Here is a 22,918-nt window from a genome sequence, read left to right as displayed (position 1 = left end):
CATGTCCTTGCCCGAACGAGCCCTGCCGTTCGATGACGACAAGCTGCACGAGGAGTGCGGCTGCTTCGGCGTCTGGGGCCATGCCGATGCCGCGGCGGTCACGGCGCTGGGGCTCCATGCCCTGCAGCACCGTGGCCAGGAGGCCGCCGGCATCGTCAGCCTGGACGATGGCCGCTTCTTCAGCCACCGCGCGATCGGCCTGGTGGACGGCGACTTCAGCAAGCGCTCGGTGATCGAGGCGCTGCCGGGCCAGGCGGCGGTGGGCCATGTCCGCTACTCGACCACCGGCGCCTCGGAGCTGCGCAACGTCCAGCCGCTGTTCGCCGACTATGCGTTCGGCGGCCTCGCCATCGCGCATAACGGCAACCTCACCAACGCCATGGCGCTGAAGAAGCGGCTGGTGAACGATGGCTCCCTGTTCCAGTCGACCTCGGACACCGAGGTGCTGGTCCACCTGATCGCCCGCTCGCACCGCCAGGACGTGGTCGAGCGGCTGACCGACGCCCTGTTCCAGATCGAGGGCGCCTGGTCGCTCGTCGCCCTCTCGGCCGATGCGCTGATCGGCGTGCGCGACCCGCTGGGGATCCGGCCGCTGGTGCTGGGCAAGCTCGGCAATGCTTATGTGCTGGCATCCGAGACCGTGGCGCTCGACATCATGGGCGCGGAGCTGGTCCGCGACATCGATCCCGGCGAGATCGTCATCATCGACGATCAGGGCCCGCGCTCGCTCCACCCGTTCCGCGAGCAGCCGCAGCGTTTCTGCGTCTTCGAGTACGTTTACTTCGCCCGGCCGGATTCGGTGCTGGAGAAGCGCGGCGTCTACGAGGTGCGCAAGCGGATCGGCGAGGAACTGGCCAAGGAGAGCCCGGTCGAAGCCGACCTGGTGGTGCCGGTGCCGGACAGCGGCGTGCCCTCGGCGCTGGGATTTGCGCAGGCGAGCGGCATTCCGTTCGAGCTCGGCATCATCCGCAACCATTATGTCGGCCGGACCTTCATCGAGCCGACCGACCAGATCCGCCACCTGGGCGTGAAGCTCAAGCACAACGCCAACCGCTCGCTGATCGAGGGGCGGCGCGTCGTGCTGGTGGACGACTCCATCGTGCGCGGCACCACGTCGACCAAGATCGTCGAGATGATGCGCGCGGCGGGTGCGCGCGAGGTGCACATGCGCATCGCGAGCCCGCCCACCACCCATTCCTGCTTCTACGGGGTGGACACGCCCGAGCGGGGCAAGCTCCTGGCGGCGCGCTACGATGTGGCCGAGATGGCCAAGCTGATCGGCGTGGACAGTCTGGCCTTCCTGTCGATCGACGGGCTCTACCGGGCAGCCGGTGAGCCGGGCCGCGACCGCACCACCCCGCAATTCTGCGACGCCTGCTTCACCGGCGACTATCCGACCCCGCTGCGCGACGCGGTGAACCGGGGCGAGGGGCGGGCCGAGCACGCCACGCCTGCCAGCCAGTCGGTGGCGGAGCCGGTGGCGTGAGCTCTGTCGACCTGTCCGGACAGATCGTGGTCGTCACCGGGGCTTCCCGGGGCATTGGCGCCGCGGTGGCGCGGGCTGCGGCAGGTCTGGGCGGCAAGGTCGTGATCGTCGGCCGCACCCGCGGCGCCCTGGAAGAGCTGGACGACGAGATCCGGGCGCTGGGCCGCGAGGAGGCGGTGCTGGCGCCGGTGGACCTGACCCGCCGTGAGCATGTCGACGCGCTGGGCGGCATGCTGTTCCAGCGCTTTGGCCGCATCGACCTGCTGGTTCATGCCGCGGGCGAGCCGGGCACGCTGACGCCGGCATCCCATATCGATCCCACCGAACTGCAGAAGGTGCTGACGGTCGAGGTGGTGGCGGCCCAGCACCTGATCCGCTCCTTCGAGGCGCTCCTGCGCGCGGCACCGGCCGGGCGGGCCCTGTTCCTGACCTGCGACATCGCGGAGCGTGCGCCGGCCTTCTTCGGCATGGCGGCAGCCGCCAAGGCCGGGCTGGAGGCGCTGGTCAGTGCCTGGGCGGCCGAATTGCGCCGGAGCACGGTGGGGGTCAGCCTGATCGATCCGGGCCGGGTCGCCGGCACCCGCACCGAGACGCGCCGCTATCCGGGCGGCTCCAGCACGCCACTGCCATCGGCGGCCGAGATCGCGGAGCGCCTGCTGGCGACCCTCGGCCGTCCGCCCTTGCCGCCGGGCGAGGTCGAGCGGCTGCAGCCCCAGAACACGGCCTAGTCGCGGGCGTAGGGGTTCTCGCCGCGCCGGGCATGCAGGCGCAGCGGCACGCCCGGCAGGTCCAGCGCCCGGCGCAGGCTGTTGGACAGGTAGCGCAGATAATGGTCGGGCACGTCGGCCGGGTCCAGGTTCTGGAACAGGACGAAGGTCGGCGGCCGGCTGGCGGTCTGGGTGACGAAGCGGATCTTGAGCCGCCGCCCGCCCACCTGCGGCGGCTGGTGCTCGGCCAGCGCGTCCTGGAGCCAGCGGTTCAGCTTGGCGGTGGTGATCCGCCGGTTCCAGCGCTGCACGGTCTTGAGCACGGTCGGCAGGAGCTTCGGTATGCCCTGGCCGGTGCGCGCCGAGATGGTGACCAGCTCAAGGCCGGGTGCCTGGGCCAGCTTGTCCTCCAGCCGTTCGCGGATCGCCTGGAGCGTTTCCTTCGGCGTCTCGATCAGGTCCCATTTGTTGATCGCGACCACCAGGGCCCGGCCCTCGCGCAGCACGAGGTCGGCGATGGTCAGGTCCTGCACCTCCAGAGGCTGGGTGGCGTCCACCACCAGCACCGCGGCATGGGCGAACTTGAGGGCCTGGACGGTGGCGGAGACCGAGATCCGCTCCAGTCGCTGCTCGATCCTGGCCTTGCGCCTGAGCCCCGCCGTGTCGATCAGCTCGAACGAGCGGCCCTGGTGGGTGACCGGCAGGGTCACCGAATCGCGGGTGAGCCCCGGCTCTGGTCCGGTCAGCATCCGCTCGTCGCCGACCAGCCGGTTGATCAGCGAGGACTTGCCGACATTGGGACGGCCGATCACCACGAGCTTGACCGGCTTGCCGGCACCCAGCTCCGGCCCGGCCGGTGATTCGGCAGGCAGCTCGGCCGGCTCCCTGGGGGCCGGCGTCGCGTCATCCTGATCTTCCTCGTCGGCTTCCTCGGGCAGTCGCGCCTGGATCACCTGGAAGAGGTCGGCCATGCCCTCGCCATGCTCGGCGGAGATCGGCAGCGGCTCGCCCAGGCCCAGCGACCAGGCCTCCGCGGCGTCGCTCTCGGCCTGCCGGCCCTCGCACTTGTTGGCCAGGACCACGATCGGCTTCTTCGTGCGCTGCAGGAGCCGGGCGACCTCGTGGTCGAGCGGCGTCAGGCCGGCGCGGGCGTCGAACAGGAACAGGCCGAGATCGGCCTCCTCCAGCCCCGCCAGCGTCTGGGCGCGCAGGCGGCCTTCCAGGCTGTCGTCGGGGCCCACGTCCAGGCCGGCGGTGTCGATCACCCGAAAGCGCAGGTGGCCGATCCGGCCCTGACCTTCCAGCCGGTCGCGGGTCACGCCCGGCAGGTCGTGGACGATCGCCTGGCGGCGGCCGACCAGCCGGTTGAACAGTGTGGACTTGCCGACATTGGGCCGGCCTAGAATAGCAATGGTGAACACGGTTCTGGCGTTGTCCTGCCGGCTCCGAGCGGCCGGCTGTCAGCGGAAGGCGTGCAGCGTACCGTCGTCGGTCAGCAAATAGATAGTGCCGTCCGCCACGATTGGCGGCTGGCGGATCGGCGCACCGACATCGATCTGCTGGAGGATCGTGCCGTCGAAGGGGGAGAGGGCGACCAGCTCGCCATCGGAGCTGCCGGCCAAGAGGTGGCCGCCGGCCAGCACCGGCCCGTGCCACTTGATCAGCTGGTCGCCGGACGTGTCCTCCTCGCGCTGGCGGGGCAGGCCGGTCACCCAGCGCACCTGGCCGGTCTGGCGCAGCATCGCCACGACCTCGCCGCGGTCGCTCATCAGGAAGACGAAGTCGCCGGCGGGCCAGGGGGTCTGCTCGGTGGCCACGGTCAGGTCGAACAGCCGGCTGCCGGTCTGCAGGTTGAACGCCGCAACCTCGCCGCCCGTGCCGCCCACGAACACCCGCTCGCGGTCGATCACCGGCAGACCGTCGATGTCGCTGATCGCGCCGATCGCCAGGGTGCGACGCGGCCGCAGCACTGTCTCGCTCCAGATGGGGATGCCCGTTTCCAGCGAGAGCGCGTTCACCTCGCCCGACGAGTAGGGCACGATCACGATGCCCTGGCTGGTCGCCGGGGTGGAGCCGCCGAGCGTGGCCGCGATCTCGCCGGGCGCCGTGTGCTGCCAGACGAGTTCGCCGCTCTGCGCGTCCAGCGCGAAGGACTGGTTGTCCGCGCTGATCAGCAGCACCAGGCCCTCGGCCACGGCCGGCGAGCCGCGCAGTGGTGCGCCCAGGCTCTGGCGCCAGATCTCCTGGCCGTTGCTCGCGTCCAGCGCCAGGACGATGCCCTTGGTGGTGGCCAGATAGAGCCGTCCGTCGCCATAGGCGATGCCGCCGCCATTGAGCCGGTCGGCGTCCGGCAGGTCGTCCGGCATCATGCTCCAGCGCGTCCGCCCGGAGCCGGCGTCGATCGCCGAGACCTCGACGCTGCCGTCCACGGCGTAGATCGTGCCGTCCGCCACCACGGGCGGGTTCAGGAACGCTTCGTCGCCGGCGCCGCTGCCGATCGACACCGACCAGGCGGACGACAGTGTCGCGGGTGCCGCCAGGTGGTGGAGCGCATGGCTGGGGTCGCCGCCCGGCTGGGGCCAGTCGCGGTTGCGCACCGGCTCCGGCAGGGTGATCTCGAGGCTGGCGAGGCCGGGATCGGCCTTGATGCCTTCGTCCAGGAGCAGCACCGGCCGGCGCTCGCCGGGCAGGCGTGGCTTCTCATCCTCGGCCCACCAGCCGCAGCCGGACAGGAGCGTGGCGAGCAGCAGGGCGGAGCCAAGCAGGGTGCGCCTGGCGGCGCAGACCCGGTGGGGCCGGGCGGACCGGGACACGCTCAAGCGGCGGACTCCAGGGCCGCGCGGTACTCGGTGAGGCGGGCCTTGGCGCGGATCGGGAGGCTCGGATCCTTCAGCGCATCGTCGAACGTCGCCTTGGCGCCCGCCGTGTCGCCGGCGCGCAGCCGGGCCAAGCCCAGCAGCTCCCGGGCCTGATGGCGGAAGGGGCGGTCGCCCGCGGCCAGCGGCTCCAGCCCGGCGATGAGCTGGGCAGGATCGCCCGCGTCCAGCTGCCGGCCGAGCACGGCCAGCCGCGCCGCTTCCTTCAGGATCGCATCGTCGAGGCTGGAGCCGGCGACCTGCTCCAGATTCTGCGTGGCCTCGTCCGCCTTGCCCGCGGCACCGGCGGCCTGGGCCGCCTGAAAGCGCGCCAGGGCCGCGATACCATCGGAGGTTTCCGCGCCGACCGCTTCCAGATCGGTGAGGGCAGCCTCGCTCTGGCCGGTCTCGAGCTTGGTGAGTGCCGCGTACAGCTTCGCCGATTCGTCCTGCCGGACCTTGGCCTGCCAGTTCTGCCAGCCGACATAGGCCGCGGTGCCGAGTACCAGGAGCAGCGCCAGGGCCGCCACCCAGCCGCCATAGCGCTTGGCGAGCGCGATGGCGCGGTCGCGCTGCAGGTCTTCTTGAACCTCGCGGATCAGCGCGTCGGACAAGGCGATGATTCCCCCGGCAGATGCAGGACTGGTGCCGGACGCGGCGGGCCCGGGCCGTTTGCGGTTTGGTAGGGATGGACCCATCGTTTGGCAAGCGTGCTGCAATCCTCTACAACCCGGATTACCTGCATCTCGAGGGAGGGCCGACCATGCCGCGGATCTATGTGGCGCTCGACCTGCCCGAAACCGTGGTCGATCAGGTCGAGCGGCTGTGCGTGGGCCTGCCCGACGTGCGCTGGGCCGATCCGGACGACCTGCACATCACGCTGCGCTTCATCGGCGAGGTCGACGAGCCGACCTACGAGGAGGTCGGCGAGGCGCTGGCGCACGTGACCGCTGCCCCATTCGAGCTGCAGCTCCAGGGGATCGGCCACTTCCCGCCGCGCGGCGAGCCGACCACGCTGTGGATCGGGGTGGCGCCCAGCGAGGGGCTGCAGCAGCTCAAACGCCGGGTCGACCGCCAGCTGGCCAGCCTCGGCATTGCTCCGGAAACGCGCAAGTTCGCGCCGCACCTGACGATCGCCCGGCTGCGCGGGCCACTGCCCGAGAACCGGCTGGGCGCCTTTCTCAAGCGGCTGAGCCTGTACCGCTCCGAGCCGTTCACCGTGAACGGCTTCACCCTCTATTCCTCGTTCCTGCGCTCGGACGGCGCCATCCACACGCCCGAGGCGACCTACGACTTCGTGCGAGGGATCGCCGAGCGCGTGTGAGGAGGCGTCACGTCTGGCCGAACCCTGTCAGCGCCTGGGCGTAGACTTCCGGCCGGAAGCCCACGAGCCGGCGCTCCCCCAGGTCCAGGACCGGGCGGCGGATGGCGGAGGGCTGGGCCAGCATCAGGTCCACCGCCCGCTCCCGGTCGAGCCCGGTCCGCTCGGCCTCCGGCAGCCGGCGGAACGTGGTGCCGGCACGGTTGAGCAGGGCCTCCCAGCCGAACTCGTCCACCCAGCGCAGGAGGACGGCACGGTCGATGCCCTGGCTCTTGTAGTCGTGGAAGCCATGGTCGATGCCGTGCTCGCTCAGCCAGGCGCGCGCCTTGCGCACCGTGTCGCAGTTCTTGATGCCGTACATGGTCAAGGCCATCGGCCGGATCCTCCAGGCAGTCCCAGGGCGGGCTTCGGCACCCGGCCCTGGCACCGAACCGCCAGCCCGTCCAGCCGGCATTCGTTCCGCTAAGGAAACCGATCGGCCGGCGAAAGCGGGATAATCATCCGGCGTCGGCGGGGTCATATCATGGGCATGGTCAGCAACAGCCGGAGCCAGTCCATGTCCGACGCCGCCCGAGCCGCCTCGTCCCATGCCGCCGGTGGGGCGACGCTCGCGATCGAGCGGGTCGTCCTCACCGTCCACAATCTGGCCGCCATGCGCGACTTCTACCGGCAGACGGTGGGGCTGGAACCGATGGGGGAGGAGCCGGGCAAGGCGCTGCTGGGCACAGGGTCGCGAGTGCTGCTGGAACTACGGGAGGACCGGGCCGCGCGCCGGCGCTCCGCCAGGGAGGCCGGCCTGTTCCACACCGCCTTCCTCCTGCCGGGACGCGGCGATCTGGGGCGCTGGCTGCGCCATGCCGCCGCGTCTGGCCTGCGGCTCAGCGGCGCCTCCGACCACCGGGTGAGCGAGGCCGTCTATCTGGACGACCCCGAAGGCAACGGGATCGAGATCTATGTCGATCGGCCGGCCGCGAGCTGGCGCTGGCAGGACGGGCTGGTCGCGATGGCGACGGAGCGGATGGACCTGGACGGCGTGATTGCCAGCGGCGGCGGGGAAGAGTGGCGGGGCGCGCCCGACGGCACCGTGGTCGGCCATGTCCATCTGCAGGTGGGTGCGCTGCCGCAGGCGGAGGAATTCTACACGGGCCGGCTCGGCCTGGACGTCACCTGCCGCTATCCTGGGGCGGTGTTCTTCTCGGCCGATGGCTACCACCACCACTTCGCCGCCAACGTCTGGAACAGCCGGGGGGCCGAGCCGCGCGCCCTGCCTTCGACCGGTCTGACGGAGGTGCAAGTGGCGCTCGGTCCGGCGCGGCTGGCGGCGGCAGCGCGCCTGACGGCGCAGGACGGGGCCGGGGGGAGCGGCCGGATCGTCCTGAGCGATCCCTGGGGCACGCCGCTGGTGCTGGGCCCGCTGGAGCCCGGCCGGCAGGATCGCGCCATCGGCTGACGGCCGCACGGCAGGCTGCCGGCTACGCCGCCGCGTGGGCCTGGATCTCCCGCGCCAGCGCCCGCACGATTTCCGCAGGAGCGACGGGCTTCTCGCAGCGCGTCACATGGGCATGACGAGCGGGTATGCTCGAATGCTCGTAGCCGGTGGTCAGGAGGAATGGGACGCCCCGTCCGCTCAGGAGGTCGGCGGCCGGCCAGACCATCTCGCCGCCCAGGTTGACGTCGAGCACCGCGGCATCGATCTGCGCATGCTGGCCGACCAGGGCGAGCACGTCCTCCAGATGGGGGACCGGACCCAGCACCACCGCACCTTCATTCTCCAAAGCCTGGCGGAGATCGTCGGCCAGCATGTACTCGTCCTCGGCGACCAGCACCCGCCGGCCTTTCAGCGTCGCCTCAGCCATGGGTGGCCTCCTTCCTGCCGCAACTGCCCGACACCGGCAGCATGATCCTGCAGCGCACGCCATCCGGGCCGAGCTCGTAGGTGGTCTTGGCGTTGAGCTGGTAAGGCAGCGCCCGCTCGATCAGTTCCCGCCCGTAGCCGCCGCCCGTGAGCGCAGCACCCGCCTTCGGCATGGTCACTCCGTGTTCCCGCCAGTCGACCTCGAGCTGCGGCGCGCCTTCCGGCTGCGCCAGGCGCCAGCGCACCTCCAGCTGACCGCCCGCCTCGGACAGGGCCCCGTATTTCAGGGCGTTGGTGGCAAGCTCATGCAGGGCCAGGGCCAGGGTCTGCACGGTGCTGGAGCGCAGGCCCACGCCGGGCGGCCCGTCGAGCACCACCCGGTCGGCCTGGCCGTCCAGCATGCCGAGTGCCGCCAGCTCGACCCGCAGCAGCTCGTCGAAGGCGATGCGCCGGCCATCGTCCAGCCGCGACAGGAGCCCGTTCACCCTCGCCAGCGCCGCCAGCCGGTCCTGGAAGCGCGCCTGGAACTCCTGGAGGGTGGCGCTGCGCCGCATGGTCTTGTCGGCCAGGGAGCGGACCACGGCCAGGAGGTTGCGGGTGCGGTGCTGCAGCTCGGCGACCAGGACCCGCAACCGGTCGGCCGTGGCCTTCTCCTCGGTCACGTCCTCGCTGATCCCGCCGACCCGCTGCACCTGCCCGGCCTCGTCCAGGAGCGGGAACTGGGTGCTGTGCAGCCAGCGCACCTGGCCGTCGACGCGCCGCCGGATCCGGTACTCCAGGGAGACCTGGCGGCCCTGGCGACCCTGGCGAAGGCTCGCCAGCACCTGACGGCGATCCTCGGGCAGGATCAGCCGCAGCCAGTCCCGCACCGTGCCCGACCGCAGCGCCGTGCTGAGGGGCTGGCCGTAGATCGCCTCGAAGGCCTGGCCCAGATATTCCAGGCGCAGCGTGACCGCGTTGCGGATCCAGATGACGTCGGAGGACGCATCCACGAACTGCTGGAAACGCTGCTCACTCTTGCGCAGCGCGTTCTCGGCACGCGTGTTGGACAATGCCTGCAGGATTGCCGGCGCCAGCGCCTGGGCGGCCTCGAGATCTTCCGGCCGGTAGCCGCCCTTGCGGTTGGCCAGGCCGATCATGCCGACCGCCCGCCCGTCCTGCCGCCCTTCCTGGATGAGCGGCACACCCATGAAGGCGTCCAGCGGCGGATGGCCTTCGGGCGTGCCGATCCGGTCCGGATGGCTGGCCGGGTCGTTGGCGATGAGGCCCCGGCCGTCGGTCAGGACCCGGCCGTAGATGCCGTGGATCTCGAACCCGGCGGGCGCCTGGCCCTTGGCGAAGCGCGGATCGGCCATGGCGAAGCGCTGCCAGCCGCGTGCGCTGACCGAAAGGTCGTTCAGCCGGTTGGCGGCGAAGTCGACCTCGCCCATGAAGCTGAACTCGCTTCCCGTAATGTCCTCTGCGACCTCCAGGCAGATCTCGCCCAGTTCCTCCTCCGAGCGGGTGCCCAGCGCCTCGCGGAAGATCCGGTTGATGCCCTCCAGCACCGCGTTCTTGCGCCGGACCGCCTCGCCGGTGCGGGCGTGCTCCAGGGCCTTCCAGGCGCGCTCGGCCACGTCCTGGATCAGCGCCAGTTCCTCTGGCCGCCACTGCCGGGCCGACCGGTCGGCCACGCCCATCGCGGCCACCAGCCGGCCGTGCTTGATGATCGGCACGCAGGCGAGCGCGCGCGCCAGCAGCGCCCGCCACGGGCCATGCGCAGGGGGAGTCGCGGGCAGGGGCGTGACGACGGCCTCGCCCTGCCGCAAGGCGCTCAGCAACGGGGCCAGCTGTTCGAACGAATGGGCGCCGTCGAGGCTGACGGCCCCGCCCAGGGCGTGATCACGCTCCACCGTGACCAGCCGGGCCTCTTCGTCGATGACGGCGTAGAAGGCCTGATCGGTGCGCAGGTGGCGGCCCAGGATTCGGGCGGCCTCGCCCTTGATTGCAGCCGGGTCGGTCAGCGGCCGGAGCGCGTCGCTCAGCTGCAGCAGGAGGGTCAACCGGTCGTCGATCAGCCGCTGCTCGGTGACGTCGAAGCTGACGCCGTTGATGATCCAGGGGCGCTCCCGCTCGGCCCGGGCGCGCCACCTGATCCACCTGCCGGACGGTGTGGCACCGCCGACATGGAGTTGGCCATCGAACTCCTGCCCGGGCTCGATCTCCATGGTAAACAGCTCGGGCGTCACATGCTCGGCGTCTGGCGTGACCCGGCTCGCGAAGACCGACACTGGCCATGCACCATTGCCCGGGGGCAGGCCCCACAGCGCCTCGAAGACGGCGTCGCCCTGGATCAGGCCGCTGCGCATGTCCCAGCGCCAGGCCCCCATGCGGCCGCCTTCGAGCGCGATGCGGCGGAGCTCCTCGCTCTTCTGCGTGGCCGCCAGGGTCTGCCCCATCTGATGGGCGGCCGAGGCGAAGCGGGCCAGGTTCTGCAGGATGCGCGCATCCTCCCGCTCGAACCGGGTCGACCCATGGTGCATCATCACCCAGAGCGTGCCGATGGGCCGGCCGGCGACACGGAAGGGGACGAGCAGGTTCTCCCTGACCGGGGGGATGATGTCCCGCACGGCCGGGAAGAATCGTCCGCTCTCCTCGAACAGCAGCACCTCGTCGCGCGCGATGACCAGGCCGCACGGGCTGGCCTCGACCGGCATGGTGCCGCCCGCCCTGCCGGCGAAGGCGCCGGCGGTCGCGATCCAGCGGAAGGTGGCGGGCGTGCTGTCCGCCTCCAGCAGGCTGAGCCCGGCCGAGTCGGCGCCCGTCAGGCGCAGCGCCGTCTCCACCAGGCGCTGCAGGACCTGGTCCGGCCGGTTCGCCATGGCCTCCGCCAGATCGCGCAGGGCCTCGCTTTCCGCCTGGAAGTCGGGGGCACGCGAGGGCCGGCGATCCAGTTCGGCGGTGATGAGGACGTCGTCGACGCCGATTGCCCGCTGCGCCGGGCCGCTCATGGTACCGGCGCTTCCGCTGCCGGCTCCGGCATGCCGTGCTTGCAGGTGCCCTGCCTGCGGCCGCGCCTGGCCAGGCCCATGACATCGGCAGTCGCTCGCATCAGCTTCCCTCCGGCCGGTGGCAGAACGCCAGCGCTCACGAAGTAGGCCCAGGCTGAAAAGCAGGCAATTCTACAGGAAGCTACATCCGAACGCGAACAATATCAAAAAGTGACCACCCCCTCTTTTCCGTCGAGCCTCACGGTCCTGCGCCTTGCATTTCCGGAGCACTTCGGCATCTGGCCCGAGACCCGGCCGCCCGCCGTCACTCCCACTCGATCGTGCCGGGCGGCTTGGAGGTGTAGTCGTAGGTCACCCGGTTGATGCCCTTGACCTCGTTGACGATCCGGTTGGCGACCCTGGCGAGGAAGGAGGGCTCGAACAGGAACACGTCGGCGGTCATGCCGTCCTCGGAGGTGACGGCGCGCAGGGCGCAGACCCGCTCGTAGGTGCGGGCGTCGCCCATCACGCCCACGGTGCGCACGGGCAGGAGCACGGCGAAGGCCTGCCAGATCCGGTCGTAGAGGCCGGCCATGCGGATCTCCTCCAGATAGATCCGGTCGGCCTGCTGCAGGGTCAGGACCGCGTCCGGGGTGATCTCGCCCGGGATGCGCACGGCCAGGCCCGGCCCGGGGAAGGGGTGGCGGCCGACGAAGATCTCGGGCAGGCCCAGCTCGCGGCCGAGCACGCGGACCTCGTCCTTGAACAGCTCGCGCAGCGGCTCGACCAGCTTCATGCGCATCCGCTCCGGCAGGCCACCGACATTGTGGTGCGACTTGATGGTGACCGAGGGGCCGCGGAAGGAGACGCTCTCGATCACGTCCGGATAGAGCGTGCCCTGGGCCAGGAAGTCGGCACCGCCCAGCTTGCCGGCCTCGCGGTCGAACACGTCGATGAAGGTGGCGCCGATGATCTTGCGCTTCTTCTCCGGATCGGTGATGCCGGCGAGCTTGCCCAGGAACTCCTGCCCCGCGTCCACCGCCACCAGCGGGATGTTGAAGTGGCCGCGGAACAGGTCGACCACCTCCTTGGCCTCGCCGTGGCGCAAGAGGCCGGTGTCGACGAACACGCAGGTGAGCTGGTCGCCGATCGCCTCGTGCAGGAGGAGCGCCGCCACCGCACTGTCCACGCCGCCGGACAGGCCGCACAGGACCCGCCCTTCGCCCACCTGCCTGCGGATCTGGGCGATCGCCTGATCCTTGTAGGCGCTCATCGACCAGTCGCCGGAAAGACCCGCGATCTTGTAGACGAAGTTCTCCAGGAGCTTGGCGCCGATCGGCGTATGGACGACCTCGGGGTGGAACTGCACCCCGTAGAAGCGGCGCTGCTCGTCGGCCACCGCGGCAAACGGCGAGCCGTCCGAGACGGCGAGGATGGTGAAGCCCTTGGGCAGGGCGGTCACCTTGTCGCCGTGGCTCATCCAGACCTGGGCGGTGTCGCCCGGTTCCAGGATGGCATCGAACAAGGGCGAGGGCCGCTCCAGCCGGATCGTGGCCCGGCCGAACTCGCGATGCGAGGACGGCTCGACCTTGCCGCCCAGCTGGGCCGCCATGGTCTGCTCGCCATAGCAGATGCCGAGCACCGGCACGCCCAGCTCGAACACCGCGTCCGGTGCCCTGGGGCTGAGCGCCTCGTGGGTGGAGGCCGGCCCGCCGGACAGGATCACGGCACCGGCACCGAACTCGCGGACCTGCTGGTCGGTCGCCGTGCAGGGCAGGATCTCGCAATACACCCTGGCCTCGCGCACCCGGCGCGCGATCAGCTGGGTCACCTGGGAGCCGAAATCGAGGATCAGTACGCGGTCGGTCATGGTCTTGCCCGGTAAAGCTGGCTGGCTTCTAGCGCGGATCGGTGCAAAGGGGCAGCCCGGGGGCAGGCTCGGGCCCGATACCCGACCGCCGTTCGGGCGGGTTGAGCCATGGGGCGAACACTGCTATGCAGCGCCACCTTCGCGGCCAGCCGGCAGCGGGAATCCGCGTGCACGCCTGTGACGGGTCGAACCGCGCGGACGTGGTGGAATTGGTAGACACGCAGGATTTAGGTTCCTGTGAGGAAACTCGTGAGGGTTCGAGTCCCTCCGTCCGCACCATCCGTCCGGCCGCGATTATCCATGGAAGCCGGTGGCCGAGGGCTGGCCGCCGGCATTGGTCGTTTCGAGGGCGCTCAATGCAGGTCACGCAGGTTTCGGCCGACGGTCTGAAGCATCATCTGAAGGTGGTGGTCCCGGCCGCCGACATCGAGACGAAGGTCGCCGAGCGGCTGAGCGCGCTCGCCAAGACCGCGCGCCTGCCGGGCTTCCGTCCGGGCAAGGCCCCGGTGTCGCTGCTCAAGAAGCAGTATGGCCGCTCGGTCACCGGCGAGATCCTGGAAAAGAGCATCGACGAGGGCTCCAAGAAGGCCATCGCCGACAACCAGCTCCGTCCCGCACTCCAGCCCAAGATCGAGGTCACCTCGTTCGACGAGGGCAAGGACCTGGAGTTCGAGCTCCATGTCGAGAACCTGCCGACCCCGCCGGAGGTCGACTTGGCGGCGATCGAGCTGACCAGGTTCGAGGCCGAGATCCCGGCCGAGACCGTGCAGAAGGCGCTGGACGACATCGTCAAGGCGAACCGCCCCTATGCCGAGCCCGCCGAGCCGCGCCCGGCGAAGCAGGACGACCGGGTCACCATCGACTTCGCCGGCAAGATCGACGGCGTGGCGTTCGACGGCGGCACCGGCAAGGACATGCCGGTGGTGATCGGCTCGGGCATGCTGGTGCCGGGCTTCGAGGACCAGCTGGTCGGCACCTCGGTGGGCGAGGAGAAGGTGATCGAGGTCACCTTCCCCGAGGATTACGGTGCCGAGAACCTGAAGGGCAAGGCGGCGACCTTCGACATCAAGGTCACCAAGATCGAGGAGCCGGGCGAGGTCCAGCTCGACGACGAGTTCGCCAAGAAGCTCGGCCAGGAGAGCGCCGAGAAGCTGAAGGAGGCGGTGGAAGGGCGCTTTGCCGCCGAGTATGGCCGCGCCACCCGGATGAAGCTGAAGCGGGCCCTGCTGGACGTGCTGGCCGAGAAGTACGAGTTCGAGGTGCCGCCCGGCATGGTCGAGCTGGAGTTCGACGCGATCTGGAACCAGCTCACCGCCGAGATGCAGCGCCAGGGCCAGACCTTCGCCGACGAGAACAAGTCGGAGGAGGAGGCCAAGGAGGAGTATCGCAAGATCGCCGAGCGCCGGGTGCGCCTGGGCCTGCTGCTCTCCGACATCGGCACCAAGAACGAGGTCAAGGTCGAGAACAAGGAGCTGCAGCAGGCGATGATCGCCCAGGCGCAGCGCTTCCCCGGCCAGGCCCGCCAGGTGTTCGAGTTCTACCAGAAGAACCCGGCGGCACTCGAGCAGCTCCGCGCGCCGATCTTCGAGGACAAGGTCGTCGACTTCATCGTGGAGAAGGCCAAGGTCGAGACGCAGAAGGTCTCGCCCGAGGAGCTGATGAAGGAGGTCGACGAGGACGAGGACGAGATGCTGACCGACGCCGGCACGGCGGACGAGACCAGCTCTTCCTAATCCAGGATTGATGGCCGGGCCGGGCTCGGCTACCGGTACGTGAGAGACGTCCGCGCGAGCCAGGGTGCTCGCGCGGACGTTCCGTTTTCAGTGGCGAACGGTGGAACCGGAAGTTTCCGCTCGCGTGGCGGTGCTGGACGGCTTCAACTTCGCGACGGATACGCTACATATGGCCGTGACCGCGCAAGGACGTGCGTTGCCGGCGCGAACGACGAGGGACGGATGATGCAGGGGCCGATGGCGCAGCTGGTGCCGATGGTGGTCGAGCAGACCAGCCGTGGCGAGCGCGCGTACGACATCTATTCCCGGATGCTCAAGGAGCGGATCATCTTCCTGATGGGTCCCGTGGACGACGGCCTGGCCAGCGTGGTGACGGCCCAGCTCCTGTTCCTGGAAGCGGAGAACCCGGAGAAGGACATCGCTATCTACATCAACTCGCCGGGCGGCGTGGTGACGGCGGGTCTCGCGATCTACGACACCATGCAGTACATCAAGCCCGACGTGTCGACGATCTGCATCGGTCAGGCGGCGAGCATGGGCTCGCTGCTGCTCTGCGCGGGCGCACCCGGTAAGCGCTACGCTTTGCCGCATGCCCGCGTGATGACCCACCAGCCCTCGGGCGGGTTCCAGGGTCAGGCCACCGACATCGAGATCCATGCGCGCGAGATCATCAGCATCCGCCAGCGCCTGAACGAGATCTATGTGCGCCATACCGGCCGCACCCTGCCCGAGGTGGAGGCGCGCATGGAACGCGACACCTTCATGAGCGCGGTGCAGGCCAAGGAGTTCGGCCTGATCGACGAAGTGTACGAGAAGCGGGACGTGAAAGCCGCGTGATCTTCGTGCCACAGTACCGTTGCCAAGCGGTGCGCGCTTGCCGACCGTCGGCCGTTCCGGGTGCAGGTCCTGCTCATGGAACGACCGGCGGGCTCCGGACGTTGCCTGCATGGATGGTTGAACCATCCGGCACCGACGCGTACCATCCATCCATGACAGCTACCGAGTCGCCTGATCTATGAGCAAAGCTGGCGGTGAGTCCAAGAACACCCTCTATTGCTCGTTCTGCGGCAAGAGCCAGCATGAGGTCCGCAAGTTAATCGCCGGCCCGACCGTGTTCATCTGCGACGAATGCGTCGAGCTGTGCATGGACATCATTCGGGAGGAGAACAAGTCGGCGGTGGCCAAGAGCCGTGCCGGCGTGCCGACCCCGGCCGAGATCTGCTCCATCCTCGACGACTACGTCATCGGCCAGGACCAGGCCAAGAAGGTCCTCTCGGTCGCGGTGCACAACCACTACAAGCGGCTGGCGCACGGCTCCAAGGGCAGCGATGTCGAGCTGGCCAAGTCCAACATCCTGCTGATCGGCCCCACCGGCTGCGGCAAGACGCTGCTGGCCCAGACGCTGGCGCGCACGCTGGACGTGCCGTTCACCATGGCGGACGCGACCACGCTGACCGAGGCCGGCTATGTCGGCGAGGACGTCGAGAACATCATCCTGAAGCTGCTGCAGGCAGCCGACTACAATGTCGAGCGGGCGCAGCGCGGCATCGTCTATATCGACGAGGTCGACAAGATCAGCCGCAAGTCCGAGAACCCGTCGATCACCCGGGACGTCTCGGGCGAGGGCGTGCAGCAGGCGCTGCTCAAGATCATCGAGGGCACGGTCGCGAGCGTGCCGCCGCAGGGCGGGCGCAAGCATCCCCAGCAGGAGTTCCTGCAGGTCGACACGACCAACATCCTGTTCATCTGCGGTGGCGCCTTCGCCGGGCTGGACAAGATCGTGTCGGCACGCGGCAAGCCGCGCTCGATGGGCTTCGGTGCCGAGGTGCGCGGCCCCGACGAGCGCCGCACCGGCGACCTGCTCGCCGAGGCGGAGCCGGACGACCTCCTGAAGTTCGGGCTGATCCCGGAGTTCATCGGCCGCCTGCCGGTGATCGCGACCCTGCACGACCTGGACGAGTCGGCGCTGGTCCAGATCCTGAAGGAGCCGAAGAACGCCCTGGTCAAGCAGTACCAGAAGCTGTTCGACATGGAGGGGGTCAAGCTCACCTTCCAGGAGGACTCGCTGAAGGCGATCGCCAACCGGGCGATCCAGCGCAAGACCGGCGCGCGCGGCCTGCGCTCGATCATGGAGCAGATCCTGCTCGACACCATGTTCGACCTGCCGTCCATGAGCGGGGTGAGCGAGGTGGTGATCAACCGCGAGGTCGCGGACGGGCGGGCCAAGCCGCTCACCGTCCATGTCGAGCAGCGACAGGACGCGGCCGCCTCCTGATCCCGGGCGGGTTCCTGAGCCAGAAGTGACGCAAGCGCCGCGGCGTGGGCGACCCGCCGCGGCGTTCGCTCGTGGTGTCATGATCTTGCCGCTGCGCTTGGCCGCGGCGGGATCGTCACTGTCACCGGATCGTCTTTTCCCGCGCACGGCGATGCCGCACGTCGCCGTTTGACATTCTTGAAACCAATCTCTGCTATAGCCACGTGTCTGGTCGAGATCGCATGGGGCGGCCTGGCCGCCCCCGAGACGAGGTACCATGAGCGAGCAAGCGCTAGGCAATCTTTATCCCGTGCTGCCGTTGCGCGACATCGTCGTCTTCCCGCACATGATCGTGCCGCTCTTCGTTGGGCGCGAGAAGTCGATCAAGGCGCTCGAGGAGGTGATGAAGGACGACAAGCAGATCCTGCTCGTCGCCCAGAAGAACGCCAGTCAGGACGACCCCGGCAAGAACGACATCTACCGCGTTGGCACGGTGAGCTCCGTGCTGCAACTGCTCAAGCTGCCCGACGGCACCGTGAAGGTGCTGGTCGAGGGCGTGGCGCGTGCCGAGGTCACCGGGTTCGAGGAAAACCCCGATTTCTTCCTGGTCCGTGCCGAGACGCTCGATGACGACGCCTCGGAGCCGCGCGAGCTCGAGGCGGTGGCGCGTGCCGTGGTGGGCCAGTTCGAGCAGTATGTGAAGCTCAACAAGAAGGTCCCGCCCGAGGTCATGGTCTCGCTGAGCCAGACCGAGGACCCGGCCAAGCTCGCCGACACGATCGCGGCGCATCTGGCGCTGAAGATCTCGGACAAGCAGGAACTGCTCGAGACCCGCTCGCTGGCCGAGCGGCTGGAGAAGCTCTACGGCTTCATGGAAGGCGAGATCTCGGTTCTCCAGGTGGAGAAGCGGATCCGCTCGCGCGTGAAGCGGCAGATGGAGAAGACCCAGCGCGAGTACTACCTCAACGAGCAGATGAAGGCGATCCAGAAGGAACTCGGCGAGCTGGAGGACGGCCGCGACGAGGCTTCCGAGCTGGAAGAGCGCATCAAGAAGACCAAGCTGTCCAAGGAAGCCCGCGAGAAGGCGCTGGCCGAGCTGAAGAAGCTCCGGACCATGAGCCCGATGTCGGCCGAGGCGACCGTGGTGCGCAACTATCTCGACTGGATGCTGTCCATCCCGTGGAAGAAGCGCTCCAAGGTCAACAAGGACCTCAAGCGCGCCCAGGAGATCCTGGACGCCGACCATTACGGGCTGGAGAAGGTCAAGGAGCGGATCGTCGAGTATCTCGCGGTCCAGCACCGGGTCGACAAGATGCGCGGTCCGATCCTCTGCCTGGTGGGTCCTCCCGGCGTGGGCAAGACCTCGCTCGGCCAGTCGCTGGCCAAGGCCACGGGGCGCAACTTCGTGCGCTTCTCCCTGGGCGGCGTGCGGGACGAGGCCGAGATCCGCGGCCACCGGCGGACCTATATCGGCTCGATGCCCGGCAAGCTCATCCAGAACATGAAGAAGGCGAAGACCAGCAACCCGCTGTTCATGCTGGACGAGATCGACAAGATGGGTGCGGATTTCCGCGGTGACCCGTCGGCGGCATTGCTGGAGGTGCTGGACCCGGAGCAGAACGTCAACTTCAACGACCATTATCTGGAGGTCGACTACGACCTGTCCGACGTGATGTTCGTCTGCACGGCGAACACGCTCCGGATGCCCCAGCCGCTGCTCGACCGCATGGAGATCATCCGCATCCCCGGCTACACCGAGGACGAGAAGCTGGAGATCGCCAAGCGGCACCTGATCGGCAAGCAGGCCCAGGCCAACGGCCTCAAGAAGGACGAGTGGCAGGTCGATGACGACGCGGTGATCGCACTGGTCCGCTACTACACCCGCGAGGCCGGCGTGCGCAGCCTGGAGCGCGAGATCGCCAACCTGGCGCGCAAGTCGGCCAAGGAGATCGTGCTCGAAGGGGTGAAGTCGGTCCGGATCACCGCGGAGAACATCGAGAAGTATGCCGGGGTGAAGAAGTTCCGCTATGGCGAGGCGGAGCTGGAGGACCAGGTCGGCGCCACCACGGGGCTGGCCTGGACCGAGGTCGGCGGCGAGCTGCTGACGATCGAGGCGGTCACCGTGCCCGGCAAGGGCAAGATGACCATCACCGGCAAGCTCGGCGACGTGATGCAGGAATCCATCCAGGCGGCCCGCTCCTATGTGCGGCACCGCTCGGAGGCGTTCGGCATCGAGCCCGAGCAGTTCGAGAAGATCGACATCCACATCCACGTGCCGGAGGGGGCGACCCCGAAGGATGGGCCCTCGGCCGGCATCGCCATGGTCACCTCGATCGTGTCGGTGCTGACCAAGATCCCGGTCCATGCCGCGGTCGCGATGACCGGCGAGGTCACGCTGCGCGGCCGGGTCCTGCCGATCGGCGGCCTGAAGGAGAAGCTGCTGGCCGCCCTGCGCGGCGGACTCAAAACCGTGCTGATCCCGAAGGACAACGAGAAGGACCTGGCCGACATCCCGGCCAACGTGAAGGAGAAGCTGGAGATCGTGCCGGTCTCCACCGTGGACCAGGTGCTGGCCCGGGCGCTCACCCGCCTGCCCGAGCCGCTGCCCCAGGTCCCGTCGCCCGAGGCGATCGCCGCGGTCGCCGAGAAGTCCGGCACGGGTGCGCGGCCGAACTGAAGCGGCCTCCATCGTTCTGATCCGCAAGGGCCCCCCGTGGCAGCACCACGGGGGGCCTTTTGCATGGGTGCGGCAGGCATCCGGCGCCCGGACCCGCGGCCGTATCCTGCTCCGTCGCGCGCCCGACATCGGAGCCATTAACGGAGCATTCATACCTGTCGGTTAATGTCGTCTGGCTGGACGGTGAATTGCCATCGTCCCATGGACGGATGGTTGCCCATGGGCCAAGCGTTCCGATGGTTCATGCTGCTGATCGTGGGCCTTCTGCGTGGTTGTGGCGCTCTGCGTCGTCGCGTTTCGCCAGCGCCGGCCGCTCACCTGGCGGCCTGCAGGTGCGACCAGTGCCAAGCGGCGGCCGAGGAGTTGGTGGCGGCGCAGGATGTCCTGGTTCGCGCGGCACCGGACCTCCTGCACCAGGCAGAGGAGGAACGGCGCCTGTCCGCACCAGCGGTGCGGCGGCACGCGGCAACGATACGCGCGAGCCTGCAATGGTTGGTGCACAGGCTGGCGGCGGAGCTGGCCGTCATGACGAGAAGCACGCGCTGGCTGTGCCCTGGTTGGAACGGCCCGCGTATCGATGTCCGCACCTGTGCGGTCCGCCAGGCGAGGATCTCGGCGATATGCGGATGAGAAGTGGTGGTGGTGCAGGGCAGGCAGACGGTCGTGTACGCCAGGCAGCGGCAGGTCCGGCGCAGTGCCGCCGAGAGCGCCGCCATGGCTGGCCGGCAGGTCCGCCTGACCTCGCGCGCCTTCGACAATGAATGTACGACCCGCGGTTTATGCCCGCTGGGACAGCGTTCAGCCCATGGAGAAGCGGATCCGGAGCGCAGCCACCCGGTGAGACAAGACGAACGTGTCCTTGCCGATCAGTATAGTGCCGGAAATTCTCCGACATGAGCTGGATGAGCATGCTCGACACCCGCGGTCAGCGCGAGGGGCAGAAGCCTGAGTGAGACGAGCGGAGGGAAGTGGGCCCGGCCGGCGCGTGAGGAAATCCGGTTGCTGCGTGAGCGACGTCTCTAAAAGGCGGAGAGGCCAGTGGCGAAGTGATGCTGCACGAGGCGATGGTCGCCGGCCAGCCGAGGAGGCGGGGCTCGAGGTGTGGGTTCCCGGCCGGTGGCGGATCTGACGGCAACGTGCGCGGCGAACGAGTGGGTGCGGATCATGGCCGGGATGACGGCGGCTATGACCCCATTGGGCTCGAATGCTGGTTCCTGCGGAGGCGAGGTGGTGAGAATCGCGCTCGCCGTCCTCAGGGTCTGGAGGATCGCGCGGGCGAGCCGGGCGATTGTGGCCTGTCGTTCCTGCTCGATACCCACGCCATCACCTGCGGCGACGACGCAGCCGGGCTGGAAGCTGCCCTGCATGCCGCCTGCCGGGTCCGCCGGGTCGACGGCGCCAGCCTGCGCAGGGCGTTCTTCGGACCGGCCTGGACGAGGTTGCGGTTCCGGTCGGCCGGATGCCACCTTCTTGCACGACCGGGAAGCGCAGAACCGGCATGGGACGCCGAGCGTGTCGGCGGGATGCGGCGGCCGTCACGGGCCGGACCGTCCAGCGCGCGCCCGGGGCGATCCGGGACGCAGCAGGATGCGGTACCGGCCGGGGCAGGGGCGGGGCGCACTGCCCCGGCCGGTGCCGGCTTCACCACATGTCGGAGAGCGCCAGCTTGGTGGGCTGGCGGGGGCCTTCGGGGAAGCGGCGGACCGAGGCCAGCAGGTCGACCGTGCCGGCCGGGCCCAGCGGCAGGTCGGGGCGGGTCGGGGTGTAGGGCACCTCGGGGCCGGCGGCGCCGGCGGTGACCTTCCAGTCGATCAGCTCGGCGAAGTCGACATGCTGGGGGAGGTGGATCCAGTTGTCGTCGGGGGCGGCCGGCGGCTTGCCGACCGCGCGGCAGGCGACGCAGACCCGGCAGATCGGGACGTTCTTGTCGGTGCGCGCGGTCTGCTTGAGGTAGAACACTTCCAGCGGTGCCAGCCGGGCGAAGCGCAGCAGGTAGTCGAGGTTGACCAGCGACGGCAGCCAGAAATTGTCGCCGTCATAGAAGCGCGCGGCACCGTTGAAGAAGGCGGCGTTCTCCTCCGACACGGTGGCGCCGGTCTCGATGATCAGGATGCCGCCGTCGCGCACCATGCTTCGCGCCAGCAGGAGGCCGCCCAGCGGGTCGAACATGTGGTAGAGCACGCCGGAGAACACCGCGATGTCCAAGGGCGTGGTGGCCAGGTGCCGGTCGCGGAACTGCTTGAGCGACAGGCCGGCATGATACTCGAACGCGACGCCCAGCTTCTCCTGGAGGAAGGCCATCTTCTGGCCGAAATCCAGCCGGTCGTAGCTGACCACCCGGCCGGCGCCGCGCCTGGCGAGCAGCACCGGGATCAGCCCGTCCATCGAGCCGATGTCGACGCAGGACCGCCCGGCGACGTCCACCGCCGAGAGCGCCTTCCGAGTCATCGCCGTGGGCGAGTAGTTCATGCCGGCGGTCCACGCACCGGGCTCATGCTCGATCGAGTAGTACCAGCGGCGCTCCAGGAGCGGCACGTCGCCGGCCCGCGGGTCCTCGACCAGGAAGCGGCGGGCCAGGTCGTCACGATTTTCCGGGTTGGGCGGCAGGTCGGGCTTGCTTGCGACCGGCTTGGGCGCGGCCTTGAACGCGGCGGGGGTGGCGGGACCCACTGCCTGCTTCAACGGGGCGAGCAGGCGACGCAACCGAGAGAGCATGCAGGCACTCCAACTATGCCGATCCGTCGCGCCGGGCGACGCGCAATATGTACCGATCCTGCCGCGCCCGCGCGCTGGCGTCTGCCGGTTCGGCTCCAACCGCTGACGGAGCTTTGGCCGGCACGCGCCGCGCTCGGAAGGGAATGGTGCGGGCGGAGGGTTTCGAACCCCCGACATCGACGGTGTAAGCGTCGCGCTCTACCACTGAGCTACACCCGCACATCGGCTGGCTCTAGGCGGTGACGGCCGCGGATTCAAGCGGAGGTTCGCCTCTGCTCCGCGATGAAAGGAAAACTCGCACTGGCTGCCGAGGGAGCGTTGACACCCGCGGCGGAGGGCACTAATCACCCGGCCACGGCACGGGGATGTAGCTCAGTTGGTTAGAGTGCCGGCCTGTCACGCCGGAGGTCGCGGGTTCAAGTCCCGTCATCCTCGCCATCCCGTACCCCTCCATACATCACTGATCGAACCAGCCG

Annotated in this window: 17 protein-coding genes and 3 tRNA genes; 10 read left to right on the top strand and 10 right to left on the bottom strand. The window is 69.2% G+C overall.

Going from position 1 to position 22,918, the window contains the following annotated elements; genetic code table 11:
• The first annotated feature begins 1 nt into the window (after position 1).
• The gene (gene purF, locus VNS22_RS23105) at positions 2-1,486 is read left to right on the top strand and encodes an amidophosphoribosyltransferase (RefSeq protein ID WP_349261876.1); all 1,485 of its coding nucleotides are present in this window, start codon (positions 2-4) and stop codon (positions 1,484-1,486) included.
• The gene (locus VNS22_RS23100; RefSeq protein ID WP_325736685.1) at positions 1,483-2,214 is read left to right on the top strand and encodes an SDR family NAD(P)-dependent oxidoreductase; all 732 of its coding nucleotides are present in this window, start codon (positions 1,483-1,485) and stop codon (positions 2,212-2,214) included. The genes purF and VNS22_RS23100 overlap by 4 nt, the downstream gene beginning before the upstream one ends.
• On the opposite strand, the gene der is transcribed toward VNS22_RS23100, so the two are convergent.
• Genes der through VNS22_RS23085 form a run of 3 tightly spaced genes read right to left on the bottom strand, consistent with a single transcriptional unit; the run spans position 2,211 to position 5,662 of the window.
• Positions 2,211-3,614, bottom strand: a complete 1,404-nt coding sequence (gene der, locus VNS22_RS23095) for a ribosome biogenesis GTPase Der (protein ID WP_325736683.1) — start codon at positions 3,612-3,614, stop codon at positions 2,211-2,213. The two genes, VNS22_RS23100 and der, sit on opposite strands and share 4 nt — an antisense overlap.
• A gap of 39 nt (positions 3,615-3,653) precedes the next feature.
• The gene (locus VNS22_RS23090; protein ID WP_325736716.1) at positions 3,654-5,006 is read right to left on the bottom strand and encodes a PQQ-binding-like beta-propeller repeat protein; all 1,353 of its coding nucleotides are present in this window, start codon (positions 5,004-5,006) and stop codon (positions 3,654-3,656) included.
• 2 nt (positions 5,007-5,008) lie between these two features.
• A complete protein-coding gene (locus VNS22_RS23085; RefSeq protein WP_325736681.1) occupies positions 5,009-5,662 on the bottom strand; it encodes a tetratricopeptide repeat protein in 654 nt (217 codons plus the stop codon).
• A gap of 149 nt (positions 5,663-5,811) precedes the next feature.
• Between VNS22_RS23085 and thpR the strand changes: the two genes are divergently transcribed.
• Positions 5,812-6,372, top strand: a complete 561-nt coding sequence (gene thpR, locus VNS22_RS23080; RefSeq protein ID WP_325736679.1) for an RNA 2',3'-cyclic phosphodiesterase — start codon at positions 5,812-5,814, stop codon at positions 6,370-6,372.
• A gap of 7 nt (positions 6,373-6,379) precedes the next feature.
• On the opposite strand, the gene VNS22_RS23075 is transcribed toward thpR, so the two are convergent.
• Positions 6,380-6,742 carry an ArsC family reductase gene (locus VNS22_RS23075; RefSeq protein WP_325736677.1) on the bottom strand — a complete coding sequence of 121 codons (363 nt, stop codon included), beginning with the start codon at positions 6,740-6,742 and terminating at the stop codon, positions 6,380-6,382.
• A 183-nt stretch (positions 6,743-6,925) separates the two neighbouring features.
• On the opposite strand from VNS22_RS23075, the gene VNS22_RS23070 reads away from it, so the two are divergent.
• A complete protein-coding gene (locus VNS22_RS23070; protein WP_325736675.1) occupies positions 6,926-7,819 on the top strand; it encodes a VOC family protein in 894 nt (297 codons plus the stop codon).
• 22 nt (positions 7,820-7,841) lie between these two features.
• Here the strand turns inward: VNS22_RS23070 and VNS22_RS23065 are convergent, their stop codons facing one another.
• The 3 genes from VNS22_RS23065 to guaA all read right to left on the bottom strand — a co-directional run bounded on the left by VNS22_RS23065 (position 7,842) and on the right by guaA (position 13,063).
• Complete coding sequence (locus VNS22_RS23065; RefSeq protein WP_325736673.1) at positions 7,842-8,225, bottom strand: hypothetical protein; 384 nt, start codon at positions 8,223-8,225, stop codon at positions 7,842-7,844.
• Complete coding sequence (locus VNS22_RS23060) at positions 8,218-11,214, bottom strand: GAF domain-containing protein (protein ID WP_325736671.1); 2,997 nt, start codon at positions 11,212-11,214, stop codon at positions 8,218-8,220. Before VNS22_RS23060 ends, VNS22_RS23065 begins: the two co-directional genes overlap by 8 nt.
• A 304-nt stretch (positions 11,215-11,518) precedes the next feature.
• Complete coding sequence (gene guaA, locus VNS22_RS23055; RefSeq protein ID WP_325736669.1) at positions 11,519-13,063, bottom strand: glutamine-hydrolyzing GMP synthase; 1,545 nt, start codon at positions 13,061-13,063, stop codon at positions 11,519-11,521.
• A gap of 194 nt (positions 13,064-13,257) precedes the next feature.
• On the opposite strand from guaA, the gene VNS22_RS23050 reads away from it, so the two are divergent.
• From VNS22_RS23050 to lon, 5 genes are all read left to right on the top strand, one after another.
• Positions 13,258-13,342 (top strand) — tRNA-Leu (locus VNS22_RS23050).
• Positions 13,343-13,419: 77 nt separating this feature from the next.
• On the top strand, positions 13,420-14,796 hold the full coding sequence (gene tig, locus VNS22_RS23045; protein ID WP_325736668.1) for a trigger factor: 1,377 nt from the start codon (positions 13,420-13,422) through the stop codon (positions 14,794-14,796).
• Positions 14,797-15,018: 222 nt separating this feature from the next.
• The gene (gene clpP, locus VNS22_RS23040) at positions 15,019-15,633 is read left to right on the top strand and encodes an ATP-dependent Clp endopeptidase proteolytic subunit ClpP (protein ID WP_191059033.1); all 615 of its coding nucleotides are present in this window, start codon (positions 15,019-15,021) and stop codon (positions 15,631-15,633) included.
• Positions 15,634-15,811: 178 nt separating this feature from the next.
• Entirely contained in the window at positions 15,812-17,071 is a 1,260-nt protein-coding gene (gene clpX / locus VNS22_RS23035; RefSeq protein ID WP_325736666.1) for an ATP-dependent Clp protease ATP-binding subunit ClpX, read from the top strand.
• 256 nt (positions 17,072-17,327) lie between these two features.
• Positions 17,328-19,727 (top strand): endopeptidase La, encoded by a 2,400-nt coding sequence (gene lon, locus VNS22_RS23030; RefSeq protein ID WP_325736664.1) that lies wholly within the window; start codon positions 17,328-17,330, stop codon positions 19,725-19,727.
• A gap of 1,019 nt (positions 19,728-20,746) precedes the next feature.
• Here the strand turns inward: lon and VNS22_RS23025 are convergent.
• From VNS22_RS23025 to VNS22_RS23015, 3 genes are all read right to left on the bottom strand, one after another.
• Complete coding sequence (locus VNS22_RS23025; protein WP_325736662.1) at positions 20,747-21,094, bottom strand: hypothetical protein; 348 nt, start codon at positions 21,092-21,094, stop codon at positions 20,747-20,749.
• A gap of 274 nt (positions 21,095-21,368) precedes the next feature.
• Positions 21,369-22,442, bottom strand: coding sequence for a hypothetical protein (locus VNS22_RS23020; protein WP_325736660.1), 1,074 nt, complete (start codon positions 22,440-22,442; stop codon positions 21,369-21,371).
• A 144-nt stretch (positions 22,443-22,586) separates the two neighbouring features.
• Positions 22,587-22,661: transfer RNA gene (locus VNS22_RS23015), tRNA-Val, on the bottom strand.
• A gap of 142 nt (positions 22,662-22,803) precedes the next feature.
• Between VNS22_RS23015 and VNS22_RS23010 the strand changes: the two genes are divergently transcribed.
• Positions 22,804-22,880 (top strand) — tRNA-Asp (locus tag VNS22_RS23010).
• Positions 22,881-22,918 lie beyond the last annotated feature (38 nt).

This window comes from Geminicoccus sp., assembly GCF_035556675.1.
In the GTDB taxonomy this organism is placed as follows: Bacteria; Pseudomonadota; Alphaproteobacteria; order Geminicoccales; family Geminicoccaceae; genus Geminicoccus.
Note: the sequence above shows the minus strand (reverse complement) of the source record. Positions and strands in the feature narration are given on the sequence as shown.